This is a genomic window from Pedobacter faecalis, assembly GCF_030182585.1.
GTDB lineage: Bacteria > Bacteroidota > Bacteroidia > Sphingobacteriales > Sphingobacteriaceae > Pedobacter > Pedobacter faecalis.
The window spans coordinates 121,934-135,324 of record NZ_JARXOW010000001.1 but is presented as its reverse complement, the minus strand read 5'-3'; the positions used below and the strand labels follow the sequence as shown (position 1 = coordinate 135,324).

Sequence of the window (13,391 nt, the reverse complement as noted above, 5' to 3'; positions counted from 1 at the left end):
AGATACCAATTTGAAAATGCTTTTCCTCGCATGCCGCTACCTCAACCAATTTCCAAAATCAACGGGTGATCTGAAAGCGCCAGCTTTATCGACCTCGTGTTCCTCAGCGTTTGCGTTGGATTAATCCCAAGCGTAGGATCATACACTTGAATAGAGCGCACCTTGTTTCCCAAACTCACGGTTACCTCATCGCTGCCGCTCACACGCTCCCCCCAAACCACAAGTTGGAACTTTCCATTGCTGTTCTGCAATAACAGATCGTGAACGGTGTTTGGCTGATCAGCGATTGAATAAGTTAACGACGATGTTTTTCTTGACACGGGTTTATCGGCCAGAATCGTCGTGAAATTATGCATATAAAGTGCCGCCCTCCGCGGCGTATAATCCGGCTTGTAAAAGCCGAAGCTCTGATTGCCAGCCTCATCGGAGCGGTCGCGCAGTAAATACAGCGCAGTATACGACCAGCCGCGGGCAAACTGTGCCAGATACAGGTTCAAAAATAATCTGGCTTGCTGCTCCTCCGTTACATACTCGCTTAGGGTGGTGCCCGTTTCCGTGGTTACCCTGGGCATCCGCATGAGCTGCTCTTCTGAATAGCCTTTAAATTTTTTAGCCCAAGTGTTGCCGTAATTACCATACAAGCCGTCAACCGGGCACAAATGACTTGGATCAGCGGCATTCCAAGCCTGATTGTCGGCAAGCCTCGGGTTGGAGGAATGGATCGTATAATTGTGAGAATTGGCGAAGTCGGCATATATGGTGCCTTCGGGCATCGTCGTACCTGCGCCTTCAGGAATCTGCAGGTACTGGAGACCCACATTGTCGGTCTGCGCCCCGTTTTCGCTGATGCTCCACACCGGGTAGCCTTTCAGGTCGGGATCCTTTTTGACTTCAGCATAAAGGTCGCGCTGTAACTTGGCTACCGGCAGCCAGCTAAGCGTACTGCCGCCCTTTTCACCCTTATAGGTAATGCCCCAGTTATTGGGTTCATTGGCACCCTCAAAGGCCAGCAGCGCCCCGGCTGCAGCAAGCTTTTTACCGTCGTTTAACAGCCGCGGAATATCATTTCCGCCGCTCATAAGACCGTAACTGAACATTGTACCAGCTTGCTTGTGCAGACTCAGATAGTCTTCTATCTTCACATCACCTTCATACCCTGAACGGATCCACCGTATCCCTGTATACCTTAAGATCTCAACGGTTTTTGCCAACCGCTCGCCTCGGCTGGCTATCGCTGAATTAGCGCCAATACTGTTTAAAAAATCGTTGGTTGCTATTGCCGTTACCGGAGGCTTTGTCACTACTAAAGGCAAATCGTCAAAAAAAGTGGCGACAAATGCCAGCCCTCCAAGGCAAATCATAAGTGGTTTCATACTTCCGTGTTTGTGTTAACCCTAATCTACGGATTTTATTACAGAATCGCTGATACAAGGTCACCGGCACCCAGGACCAGTCGCTATTGTGCTTCAGTCCGCACATGATGGTGTCAGCAAGACATGAAATTTAATCCACAATGCCACAGGCAAATCAGTAGACATGGTTTATCTATCACTCCTAGTTTCTCTTTTGCTGGCCGGGAGCGAATGGCTTCGCCGACTTAGATCCTGTTCCTTTCTTTGCTTGCCCAGGAGGCACCTTTCCACTGTTTCCTGCGGTTCGGCAACTATAACACGAACTGGCCAACATAGTTGCTGAGAGGGCTATAACGTATACAATGTTTTTCATATGCTTTTTAAGAATTCGCACTAAATTTATGCCATCTTGCAGACCTCACCCTACCTGATAGAAATATGCTTGTACATCCTCTGGGTATCCTTATCAATAAGTCGATATTCTTTAGAATATAAATAGATAATAACTGGATAATCAATATATGGTTGAACTATACTTGACATATCCTTACTATATCAATTGGATATATCAAGGATATGTCAACGATATACCAAGGATATACCAACCATATACCAACCCCCTACTTATATTCTACTTATTACCTACTTATTTTCCGATTATTGGCAATGAGAACCGAACTTTTACGCCTTTAAAACGGAACAAAATATCCGTTAGCGGCCCAGGGGCTTACTTTCTTCAGACCAAAATCCAGGTGAATTGATCCGCGGTGCCCGATCAAGGTCTTCCTGACTTAAGGAGGTCATTATCTGGTAAGAACTCCAGTCGATTTTGAGAATACTGCTGGTCGGTATAATGACCCGTTCCTGATCTGAAGTAAAAACATCATCAATCAGAAGGCGCGGAATAGACCAGTCGTCCAGGGCTATGGTCAGATCTTTTACCAATCCCAGACGGCCGCGGTCGTTGTGAATTTCATACTGGCCCACATGCCGGAAACTGCGCAGATGCGGGTCGAACTCCTTTTCACCTTCCATTTTTTCTTTAAAGTCAGTCGCAGCTTTGAGCATACCCGTAGTAGGATACCCCATACCGGCACGGCCAAAAGATGGCCAGGAATAGTAATCAAACAGGTTGCTTTCCTGCTGACGTGAAACGGGAAGTTCCGTATCAACATCCGGGCTGCGTTTAACCTGGTCTCTGGTCAGCTCTACGGGCAGCGTTTGGCTGTCGGGGTCAACGCGTACACCAGCATCATAGGGCGAAATAAGCACTTTACGCTCGAACAGCCAGTTTCCCGTTTCCACCACCAGGTAGCGCACCGTCCAGGAATAATCGTCAAAGTAAACATCCTTCACTTTTCCAATTTCCCCATCAGTTGCCCTAAGTGGGCAGCCGATGAGCTCACTCATATATCTATGCATGATTCATTTTTTTGATATAGAACATATCAGTACGTGGATTGTTGTTAATTTTTAAATTAGCCGATGGATAAATATCTCGCCGTAATGCTCATCGCAGGCCTGGCCAGCCTGGGTATGGCTTTTATGCCTGCAATAGCCAAACGCACAGGCATTTCTTATTCTTTAATTTACGTAGCTATTGGTGCCCTGGTATATCTTACTGCCGGAGACTATCTCCCCTCGCCATTGCCTCAATCCAATAACAACCTAACCCTGCACCTGAGTGAACTGATTGTGATCATTTCCCTCATGGGCACGGGAATAAAAATTGACCGGAGTTTTTCTTTTCGCCGCTGGGCCTCACCGCTGCGCCTGGTGTTCATCGCAATGATATTATGCGTGCTCGCCTGCACCTTCCTTGGACTAAGTATCTTACAGGTTTCGCTGCCCGCCGCAATCCTGCTGGCCGCGGTATTGTCGCCCACCGATCCAGTACTGGCCAGCGATGTACAGGTAGGCCCGCCGAACGAAAAAGTAAAGTCGGAAACCAAGTTTGCACTCACCAGTGAAGCCGGCTTGAACGATGGCATGGCCTTTCCTTTCACTTGGCTGGCAATCCTTGCTGCAACCGCGGGGCTCGGCACGGAGACCCTGATAAAATGGGCATCCTACTACGTGCTTTATAAGATCGCTGCAGGCTTTCTACTTGGCTGGCTATGTGGAAAATTAGCAGCGTACCTGGTATTCACCGTATCAAAAAAACACCGGTTGCTTAAGCCTACCGACGGTTTCGTTGCGATTGCCCTGGTGCTGTTTACCTATGGGCTTACCGAACTCTTACACGGCTATGGCTTCATTGCTGTGTTTATTTGCGGCATAACCTTGCGTCACGCGGAAAAGAACCATGATTATCACCAGGAGCTGCATTCTTTTACCGACCAGATGGAACGCCTGCTACTTGGGCTACTGCTCATCCTTTTCGGGGGATCGTTGGTATCGGGCATCCTTGAGCCACTGAACACCAGCACTGTGGTCTATGCCTTGATGTTTCTGTTGGTAATCCGCCCCCTCACTGCCTATCTTGCACTCACCGGCACGCAGATGCACTGGAAGGAAAGACTTGCCATTTGTTTTTTCGGCATCCGGGGCATGGGCTCAATCTTTTATCTGGCCTTTGCCTTGCATGAAGTCGCCTTCCAGAAGTCAGACGAACTCTGGGCGGTGGTAACTTTCACGATGCTCTTGTCGATTATCATGCACGGGTTAACAGCAACCAGGGTAATGAACCACCTGAAAGTTCAGCTCCCCCGCGAACCTCTTCCGGAATAGCCGCAATGGAGGCAGACACTTACATTCCGGCAATCGAATCCAGCAAGGAAAAAACCAGGAAAGGCGTGTACAGGTTGTAGGCAGCAAAAGAAGCCTGGTGACCTACTTTAACCGTGTAAGCCGCGGAATTTTTCGCCAGAATTTTAAACATATCCTCATCGGTCTGATCGTCGCCGATACACAAAATAAAATCATAGTCAGCAGAATCTATCAAGCGCGCTGCCGCAAGCCCCTTATTAATGCCCTTGTTCCTAACTTCTATCACCTTGTGGCCATTAAGTACATCAAGCGGCATCTGCACAGTATACTCTACCAGTTCTTCGTGGAGATCCTTTGCCCTTCTGCTGGCCAGAAAAGGGTCGGCATTCCTGTAATGCCAGGCCAGGGAAAAATCTTTCCTTTCAATAAAAGAATCCGGACTCCTGAACACATAATGCTGCATGATGTCTTCAATCTTTTCCTTCCATGCAGTTGATTCTGCAAGTGCCTCGTTTGACCACTTGCCGCCCAAGGGCTTATTTTTAGCACCGTGCTCGGCGATTAATCCGATGGGCAAGTGACCTAACCACTTGTCTAGGGTGACACTGTCTCTGCCGCTGATCACATAGACATCATTCTCCGGGAACGAACACAGTTTTTCCAAAAGTTGCAATAGCTCTTTTCCCGGCGAAGCCTTTGACGGATCTTTAGAAAAATTCACCAATGTCCCGTCATAATCCAGCAAAAAGAGTCGACGCGCACTTGACTTGTAAGCATCAATCATGGCTGCCTTTGCAAAGTTATCCAGAAACTTCACCTCAAACTTCAACTGCAAGGCTTTGATTTGGTCCAGCTCACCAAAGAAATCAATAGCCCAGGCATTCACATCGTATTGCCGAATTAACTTACGCATGCTACGTATACGTGCGCGCTGGTCTTCTTCAGCCATCCCAAGGCCGTCTGCAATTGTTTCTGCAAGTTCATCGGCATCGTTCGGATTAATCAGCAGCGCCTCTTTAAGTTCAGCAGCAGCTCCGGCCATTTCGCTCAGTACAAGTACACCCTTCTCGTCCTTACGGCTCGCGACAAATTCTTTGGCCACCAGATTCATGCCATCCCGTAGCGGGGTGATTAGTGCCAGGTCGCAGGTGGTATACAACGCTACCAGCTCGTTGAAATCGAGATGGTCATATTGATAGATGACTGGCTGCCATGAAATGCTTCCGACTGTACTGTTCAGATTACCAATAAACTCATCAATCATTTTCTTCTTTTCATTGTACTTCATAATGGTATCCCGAGAGGGAACCATAACCAGCACAAAAACAATATTTCCTTTGTATTCAGGATATCTAAGCAAAAAACGCTCAAAGGCAATAAGCCGGTTATAAATCCCTTTGGTATAATCAAGCCGGTCAACGGAGAAGATCATTTTCTTTTTACCCTTCATCTGCTGATACTTTTGCCGGAGAGACTCTACCCCGGGATGATCAAAAGCTTCGTTGAAAAGGTCAAAATCGATGCTGACCGGAAAAGCATCTACCTGCACTTGCCGGGTTCCCCACTGTATATACTGATCATCATGCGTGATTTTCAGGGACATGTCTACGGTTTTGAGGAAATGGGCAACATATTCCGCGGTGTGAAAACCAATAAGATCCGCTCCCAGCATACCTTCCAGCAAGGCCTTCTGCCAGCGCTTCGGAATCACCCTGAACAGTTCATAAGACGGAAAAGGAATATGCAGAAACAACCCGATGGTAAGATCAGGGCGTTTTTCCCTGAGCATACCGGCCAGCGGAAGTAAATGATAATCATGGATCCATACAACGTCGCCAGGCCTGATCTCTGCACATAGCGCTCTGCAGAAAGACTTATTAACCGCCATGTAGGCATCGAAGGAAGCTGGCTCGTACTCTGCAAAGGAAGGGAAGTAATGAAAAAGCGGCCAGAGCAATGAATTACTGAAACCATTGTAATATTGTTCATATTCTTCCTCCCCGGGAAAGACTGGCAAATAATGATAATCGCTTTGCCTGGCGTCGACCACATCCCACACTTCGCTGCTAACCCCGGGCACCCCGGCCCATAAGCGCTCTGAAAACACTTCCTCCCCCTCACCGTTCAGATAAGCATCGACCGCTGATATAAGTCCACCGGAAGACTGACGGGGCTGATATATATGATCCTTCTTTTCAATGGTAAGGGGCAATCGGTTAGAAACTATGAGCAATCTTTTCTGCATAATTCATTGGCTTAAATACGTGAATCCGCTTGTCCGGGGATAGTACCGGTTATGCGAAGCTGCCTGGAAGTCTCCGCAAAAGGAGACGGCAAATAAATCGCTTGATCAGCGAAAGAGCTACAAATGTATGAAATAAAATTTAACTGCTTTTTTTCTCGTGGTTAAACTCGCCATTGAAAAACAGTTCTATAGATACTGTGGCAGAGGTTTCCTACGCGAATTACGGCTCAAGCGTTTTCAACAGCGCCTTCATTTCTGCGATCTCCCGCTCCTGTGATCGGATAATGCTGTCGGCAAGTTCCCGAACCCTTGGATCCTGTATGCGCGCATGCTTGCTGGTAAGGATCGCTGAAGAGTGATGCGGAATCATCGCCTTCATGTATTGACGGTCATTTACCGGGAACTGTGTGCGCAGACAAATCAGAGAAAGCACAAACAACACGCTGCATGTGCCTATGACAATAGTGTTGGCGGCCTTATTAGGGTACATTGCAGGCATCATCAGCAGCATCATCACGGCCATGGGCATGACCATCAGCAGGGACATATACAGCCGCGTCAGACTCAAATAAATATGTTCTTTCTGATCAACATTTAAAAACATGATCGCATACATCAGGCAGAAGGATATGAGCATCATCACAGCTAGCTTCGGGTAGTTTGATGCAGTCATTTTCGAGCCGCTATTTTGGTTTTCCATAACTAATGGGTTTAAGTTAAAAAACGGGATAGCAATTTGTTCAAGGAAACAAGTTCACTGATTATTGAACTGCCTCCGGAACAAAAAGGTTTGCAAAACTTGTATTTACCTGTCTGCGGCCTGACCAGCCTGTTGCCCCATAAACAGTGTCTGTGTTGGATACGCGAACTCAATGCCTCGCTGTTCAAAAGTCTTAAAGATGTCCAGGTATACCGCCTGCTGGTTATCCATGTAGACATTGTAATCTGGATCAAGGACATAGTAGACAAACTCAAAATTTAAGCTGAAATCTCCATATCCGGAAAAATGGCCGCGGTCAAACTGGAGCTTGGGCCGGGTGGTGATGATTTGCCTGACTAATTCGGGAACTTCTTCAAGCTGTGCACTGCTCGTCTGATAGGTAAGCCCTAGGGTAAAAACGATTCTCCTTCGCTCCATCCTTTTAAAATTGTGTAATCTGGAGTTGGTTAAATCTGTATTGGAACACACAAGCTGTTCACCGCTTAAGGTCCGTATGCGGGTCGTCTTGATACCAATATACTCTACGATACCGTTCTTGTCGCCCACAACGACAAAGTCCCCGATCTCAAACGGCCGGTCAAAGAAGATCACAAAATAGCTGAAAAGGTCGCCAAGTACGGTTTGCGCTGCCAGCGCAATGGCGATACCGCCAACACCCAGTCCGGCGATCAGGGTTGTAACATTGTAACCAAGGTTATCGATAAAAAAGATAATACCGATTAACCATATAAGTATATTCACAATGGCGATCAGCCCGCCAGCCTGTTTCTCCTTCTCCCCACTATGTTCTTCACGCCGTATAAATGAATAAATAAATTTTCTAAACGCCGCACTGATCACCCTGAGCACAAAAAAGGTAAAAACGGCTAGAAAAGCAATGTGAATGATCTGACCTACTTTTGGGTGAAGCGACAGCGTTCTTAAACTGAAATAAAAAGCACTGACATAGAACAACGGCACAAGAGATGACTCAACCATGGCCACTGCAAAATCGTCCCAACTGTTATTTGTTCCTGCCGTCCATCTCTTGATACGGCGGAGCACCATGGTTTTAAACAGTTTAATGGCCAGGATCATCCCGGCAATTATCGCAATAGCAATTGCCCACTGATAAATTGTATTGCCTAAAATTAGTTGTTCTGATAGTTGATTCATAGATTGCAGTTTATAATGAAAAATTGCAGGAAGCTACAGGTGACGTCGGGGCGTGGAAGCATATTTGCCGTAGTTGCTCCAGGATATAGCGCAGCTTAATTCGGCTTCCTAAAGATGCCTTAGCCTGATGCGCAAAATAGCCCATCGATAGCAAAAGCGGCCAATAAAAACGATTTGATGACATTTCTGTTAGATTTAAAACGGATATGATGAGTAAAGATCAAAGCAACATCCATAAGCTTAATGAACTCCAGGCAACAGCTATATGCGGAAATGATATCAGTTCTTCCTGTCTGTACGTATCGGCACTAACCATCGGCTATGCCGGACAATACGCCTGGATATCCCTGCTGGCGGTAGCGGTAGTCCTTTTTCTATTCAGAAAGATTTATGGTGAGGTCGTCGGCGCGCTTCCACTTAATGGCGGGGCCTACAATGTACTTTTAAACACTGCCTCAAAAAGAACTGCTGCATTTGCTGCCTGTCTTACTATCCTGTCTTACATGGCAACAGCCGTAATATCTGCATACGAAGCTATGCACTACCTTCATACCATCATTCACGCTGTTCCCCTCATACCTGCTACGGTGGTACTCCTGGCCTGTTTTATGGCACTGGCCATTACAGGCATAGGCGAGTCTTCGATCGTTGCGGTTACGATATTTATTATCCACCTGATTTCGCTCAGTCTGCTTGTTATCCTTTGCGCTTGGTTTGTACTGGAACACGGCACAACCACGTTTGCCCAAAACTGGCAGTTTCCTGTTGGCCCCGGGGGAATCATGACAGCATTGTTACTCGGTTTTTCTGCAGCTATGCTGGGAATCTCCGGATTCGAAAGTTCAGCCAACTTTGTGGAAGAGCAGAAAATCGGTGTATTTCCTAAAACCCTGCGCAACATGTGGCGTGTAGTCAGCTTTTTTAATCCGACGATTGCACTGCTGGCCCTGGCCGTGCTGCCTATGATGGAAATTAACAGCCACAGGGAATCCCTGTTGTCCTTTCTGGGATTTACGGCAGGGGGAAGATGGTTATCGATGGTGATTTCAATCGACGCTGTTCTGGTACTCAGCGGCGCGGTTTTAACCTCCTATGTGGGCGTGACCGGACTAGCCAAACGGATTACCCTTGACAGGATTCTGCCCAACTATTTCCTGAAAGAAAACAGCCGGGGTGCTAATTACAGGATCATTATCGGATTTTTTGTCCTATGCGTATCGGTACTTCTTGTTACAAAAGGCGACCTGCTCAGCCTTGCAGGTGTTTACACCTTTTCTTTTTTAACCGTCATGGGCTTATTCGGCATTGGAAATCTAATGCTCAAGGTAAAACGGCACAAACTGCCGAGAACCGAACGTGCACCGGTATGGTCGGTGGTCATCGCCATTAGTTTCATTATCATCGCTTTTTTAGGGAACATGCGCCTTAACCAGCACTCCTTTTATGTCTTTATCAAATACCTGGTCCCGGCCATGTTATTCCTGCTGATTATGCTGAACCGGGCCCGCATCGTCAGGTGGCTGCTCTATGTCATCAACAGGGTAGACGACCCTTTGAAAAAAATAGCCATTAACCTGATTCGCCCTTACAGGTTTTTGGTCAAACTGCACGCCCAGGAATTCGTTTTCTTTACCCGCGGAGATAATGTGGCCGTGCTCAACCGGGTGATGATCTACGTAGAAGAAAATGAATCGACCAAACGCCTGAAAATCGTTCACATCGCCAATGAGGACAGCAACAACGACCACCTGAAACAAGATATTAAAGTGCTGGACCGTGCTTACCCCGACATCGATATTGACTTCGTTGAAATTCAGGGAAAGTTTGGCCCGGAAATGATCGACCACCTCTCTAAAAAATGGGACATCCCGAAAAACTTTATGTTTATCGGTGCTCCGGGAAATAAATTTCCATACCACGTTTCCGAACTGGGCGGCGTCAGGCTCATTATATGACTAAAGCAACGCATTCAATTTATTAAAGATGTTTTTAAAGCCGAACACCCGGTCATTGCTATACCAATTTTGAAAGATGCCCTGATCTGTTTTTTTTAAAGCGCTTTCTGCCAAACGTAACTCAGCGATCGCCTTCCGCACATGCGCGTTCCTTTCTGATGTCTGGTTTTTCTGGTAACCTAGGGCCAACTCCAGCAGCGTCCTGTTAAGATGATGCATAAACCATGCACGCTGCTGCAGGTTATCTGCAAAAAAGACACGCTGTTCATTTGGAAGGGAAGCGGCTATGCGGTCACTTTCCTTGCCAACCTGAAGGAAATCATTTGCTGATTTGCTAACGCCTTTTAACAATGCCTCGAGTACGGTATTGGCGTCATTGTCGCCGGGAACGATATTGAAAGTCCTGTTCTTCACCTGCTCCGCTGAAATGTCGACCAGCGGGTTGGCCTGAAAGGGTTTAAGGTAGGCGGCCGCAAGATCTTTGAGCGCCCGGCCGTAACGCAGATCCTGAAAAATATACTGTCGCTCAAATCCGGGAATATCTGATTTCCTTTGCTGCCAGTAACTATGGTAATATTTTTTGTAGAGGCCGGCAATATCCTTTGCGTACCTGCTGCCGAAATAGGTTTTGCAGAAATCCAGTACAAACCGGTCACTGCTGTACTTTTCGAAATCCCACATCATGGCAGCATTTGCAGATAGCTCCATTAGGTGTTCCCGGAGATTGCCAGCATTCACGACCGAGAAAGCAACTGGCTTGTTGCTTTTTCCGGCTACGTAACGGTAATTATGTTCCATTTTCCAGGGGCCTTCCGCGGCTGCAAGATGACTGCCTGTGGAGGTAAACTGATAATTGAAATAATAACCCAGCCGGAGGTTCCCCTTATCGTCGAGTTGCTGCATGTCCAGGTTTGGAAAATGATCGCGCCGTGCAGCCACATACGTCCAGATAAAACCTGTGTCTGCAGGCGGGGTTATATAGTTTTTTGCAAGCAGGTCCGAAAGTTCGTCGTAGAAAATTGTCCGGAAAGGTGCTTTAGGGTCTTTAGTTACTTCAAGAACAATTTCGCGCTGTCGCTCCATCATCTTCGATATGATCGCTCCGCGTTCCTGCATAGACTCAGGTGCATCTTTGAAGGTATACCAGAAGGGATGGTCGCCACTGCCCCGAAAACCCAGTACCCATAACATATCTATCTTGTTCTTCACGATGCTTTCCACATTGTACTTCCAGAATTCTTCCAACTGAGCCTGATTGCTGAGAGATAGCTCCGGAACCTTCATTTGCCTTACTTTTTCCCAATAGTTCTGCCACCCGGCAAAAGAGGCATTTAAAGGGCTATGATGGTGTGTCGTATTTGTGAACCCATAATCATTGATCAATTTGGTAGTCCTTGATATGCTGTATGGCTTTGCGTAGTCCCGCTCGTTGTCAAACCACTCCACAGTATTCAATTTTAGTCGCAGCATAGTTTCCAGCCACAACTCATCATTTTCTGGAGAAAGCCTTCGCCATGGCTGAAACAAGTCCTGATCATTTGGAAACCAGGCCCTGTACTTTACCGAAGGCGCCCCTGTCTGGTACTGAAAATCAGGTTTAATTTTGATCTCTCTTTTAACTTCCGGTTTCCAGTCACAGAAATACCATAACGGAGGTACGCCCAGCACTTTTTCCGAGAAGCTGTAAATCGCGTATATAGTACCTCTTGTATCGGCGCCTTCCAGCAAAACCTGATCATTATTGTTCGCCCGCACAACGCGTATCCGATGCGCTTCCCATCCGCTGAGACCGGAAACCTTGCCGGCTGTATTTCTTATGACAATACACGTACCTTTCCGCATACCGGAACCGGCCAATGCGGCAAGCGGCCGAATGTCGGCCTCAGCATTCAACACTCTTTTCAAGTCCCTCCGAAGCGCTTTCAAAGCGATGTTGATTGGTGTTTCTGACGCGGTATCTGCAAAGATGACAACCTTAGCGTCCAGTACGATGTCACCGGCAAATCCGGGAGCTGAGCATAGTAAAAGGCAGCCTAAAACGCTCCACCTACACAAAAACCGTATGATCATGATGCATTCATATTTAAAGGTTCCGCAATATAAGCATTCAATCCTGCCCTTTACTGTATAGAAAGTCTATGATAATAATTTGATTAAAAGGTAGTATTTTTATTGATCCAGGAATGGATAATCCGTATAACCAAGTTTCCCGCCCCCATACATGGTTGCCCTGTTCGGCTCACTAAGGGCGGCACTTTTTTTGAACCGCTCAGGCAGGTCGGGGTTTGCGATGTATAGCTTACCAAAGGAAATAAGTTTTGCAATACCTTTTTCAAGTTCTGCTTCGGCAGAAGCTTTGTCATACCCTGCATTGGCAATAACGGTCTGGCGAATCTTCCTGCCAAAGAATTCTATCTCGTTGTCAGCAGCATTATGTTCCGGCGAAGGGAAATAAGGGCTGCGCCTCATGAGTTCCACATAGGCAAAATCCATTTCGTTCAGTTTTTCGATCAGGTAGGTATAAGTAGCGGCAGGGTCATCCAGTATCATGTCGCCATAGGAATGGTAAGGAGATATTTTAATCCCCACCTTTTCACTTCCCACTGCACGGATCAATTCCTGCATCACCCCCAGTACAAAGCGGGCTCTCTTAGGGATGCTGCCGCCATAATCATCCGTCCTTTGGTTGGCACTTTCGGCTAAGAACTGATTGGGCAAATAGCCGTTGGCAGCGTGAAGCGCAACGCCGTCGAATCCGGCGGCCAAGGCATTTTTTGCGGCCTGGCCGTAGTCCTTTATGGTCTGACTGATCTCGGGGACCGTCATTTTCCTGGGAATCTCATAATCTTTCAGACCCTGAGAAGTAAAATGCTGCATTCCCCGGACAGGCAAGGGTGATGGCGCAAAAGGGAGCTTACCGTTCCTGTCTATAGAATGCCCCACGCGGCCGGTGTGCCAAAGCTGGGCTATAATAACACCGCCTTTATCATGTACCGCAGCTGTAACCTTCTTCCATGCTGCTATTTGTTGACCTGTAAAAATACCCGGAGTGCGCGGACTGCCGGTAGCGTCCTCGCTGATCCTGATCGCTTCGGTAAAAATCAGACCTGCACCTGCCCTTTGGGTATAATATTCTATGGTCATATCACCCACTAAGCCATTGATGTCTGCGCGGCCTCTGGTCATCGCTGCCATTGCCATTCTATTTTTCAGGCTGACATCGCCTAACTGTATTTTTTCTAGCAGTTTCATAT

General features: G+C 47.1%; 9 protein-coding genes. 2 read left to right on the top strand and 7 right to left on the bottom strand.

Annotated features, from left to right (window positions below; all coding sequences use genetic code 11):
• Positions 1 to 41: 41 nt before the first annotated feature.
• Both QEP07_RS00580 and QEP07_RS00575 read right to left on the bottom strand, forming a co-directional pair.
• Complete coding sequence (locus tag QEP07_RS00580; RefSeq protein WP_285008048.1) at positions 42 to 1,373, bottom strand: hypothetical protein; 1,332 nt, start codon at positions 1,371 to 1,373, stop codon at positions 42 to 44.
• Between the two features lie 690 nt (positions 1,374 to 2,063).
• Positions 2,064 to 2,774: a PRC-barrel domain-containing protein gene (locus tag QEP07_RS00575; protein WP_285008047.1), complete on the bottom strand. Its 711-nt coding sequence runs from the start codon at positions 2,772 to 2,774 to the stop codon at positions 2,064 to 2,066.
• A 63-nt stretch (positions 2,775 to 2,837) separates the two neighbouring features.
• Between QEP07_RS00575 and QEP07_RS00570 the strand changes: the two genes are divergently transcribed.
• Positions 2,838 to 4,082, top strand: coding sequence for a cation:proton antiporter (locus QEP07_RS00570; protein WP_285008046.1), 1,245 nt, complete (start codon positions 2,838 to 2,840; stop codon positions 4,080 to 4,082).
• A gap of 19 nt (positions 4,083 to 4,101) precedes the next feature.
• On the opposite strand, the gene QEP07_RS00565 is transcribed toward QEP07_RS00570, so the two are convergent.
• The 3 genes from QEP07_RS00565 to QEP07_RS00555 form a co-directional block, all read right to left on the bottom strand.
• On the bottom strand, positions 4,102 to 6,306 hold the full coding sequence (locus tag QEP07_RS00565; protein ID WP_285008045.1) for a bifunctional alpha,alpha-trehalose-phosphate synthase (UDP-forming)/trehalose-phosphatase: 2,205 nt from the start codon (positions 6,304 to 6,306) through the stop codon (positions 4,102 to 4,104).
• Between the two features lie 220 nt (positions 6,307 to 6,526).
• The gene (locus QEP07_RS00560) at positions 6,527 to 7,006 is read right to left on the bottom strand and encodes a DUF305 domain-containing protein (protein ID WP_285008044.1); all 480 of its coding nucleotides are present in this window, start codon (positions 7,004 to 7,006) and stop codon (positions 6,527 to 6,529) included.
• Positions 7,007 to 7,111: 105 nt separating this feature from the next.
• Entirely contained in the window at positions 7,112 to 8,182 is a 1,071-nt protein-coding gene (locus QEP07_RS00555) for a mechanosensitive ion channel family protein (RefSeq protein ID WP_285008043.1), read from the bottom strand.
• A gap of 206 nt (positions 8,183 to 8,388) precedes the next feature.
• On the opposite strand from QEP07_RS00555, the gene QEP07_RS00550 reads away from it, so the two are divergent.
• A complete protein-coding gene (locus QEP07_RS00550) occupies positions 8,389 to 10,137 on the top strand; it encodes an APC family permease (RefSeq protein WP_285008042.1) in 1,749 nt (582 codons plus the stop codon).
• Here the strand turns inward: QEP07_RS00550 and QEP07_RS00545 are convergent, their stop codons facing one another.
• Together QEP07_RS00545 and QEP07_RS00540 are read right to left on the bottom strand one after the other, a co-directional pair.
• Entirely contained in the window at positions 10,138 to 12,207 is a 2,070-nt protein-coding gene (locus QEP07_RS00545; RefSeq protein ID WP_285008041.1) for a glycosyl hydrolase 115 family protein, read from the bottom strand.
• 99 nt (positions 12,208 to 12,306) lie between these two features.
• On the bottom strand, positions 12,307 to 13,389 hold the full coding sequence (locus QEP07_RS00540) for an alkene reductase (protein WP_285008040.1): 1,083 nt from the start codon (positions 13,387 to 13,389) through the stop codon (positions 12,307 to 12,309).
• Positions 13,390 to 13,391: the final 2 nt, after the last annotated feature.

What these genes read in the sequence shown, in the direction of transcription:
- QEP07_RS00555 (WP_285008043.1), bottom strand. Translation starts at nt 8,182, where the DNA reads ATGAATCAACTATCAGAACAACTAATTTTAGGCAATACAATTTATCAG.
- QEP07_RS00560 (WP_285008044.1), bottom strand. Translation starts at nt 7,006, where the DNA reads ATGGAAAACCAAAATAGCGGCTCGAAAATGACTGCATCAAACTACCCG.
- QEP07_RS00565 (WP_285008045.1), bottom strand. Translation starts at nt 6,306, where the DNA reads ATGCAGAAAAGATTGCTCATAGTTTCTAACCGATTGCCCCTTACCATT.
- QEP07_RS00575 (WP_285008047.1), bottom strand. Translation starts at nt 2,774, where the DNA reads ATGCATAGATATATGAGTGAGCTCATCGGCTGCCCACTTAGGGCAACT.
- QEP07_RS00580 (WP_285008048.1), bottom strand. Translation starts at nt 1,373, where the DNA reads ATGAAACCACTTATGATTTGCCTTGGAGGGCTGGCATTTGTCGCCACT.
- QEP07_RS00570 (WP_285008046.1), top strand. Translation starts at nt 2,838, where the DNA reads ATGGATAAATATCTCGCCGTAATGCTCATCGCAGGCCTGGCCAGCCTG.
- QEP07_RS00550 (WP_285008042.1), top strand. Translation starts at nt 8,389, where the DNA reads ATGATGAGTAAAGATCAAAGCAACATCCATAAGCTTAATGAACTCCAG.
- QEP07_RS00545 (WP_285008041.1), bottom strand. Translation starts at nt 12,207, where the DNA reads ATGATCATACGGTTTTTGTGTAGGTGGAGCGTTTTAGGCTGCCTTTTA.
- QEP07_RS00540 (WP_285008040.1), bottom strand. Translation starts at nt 13,389, where the DNA reads ATGAAACTGCTAGAAAAAATACAGTTAGGCGATGTCAGCCTGAAAAAT.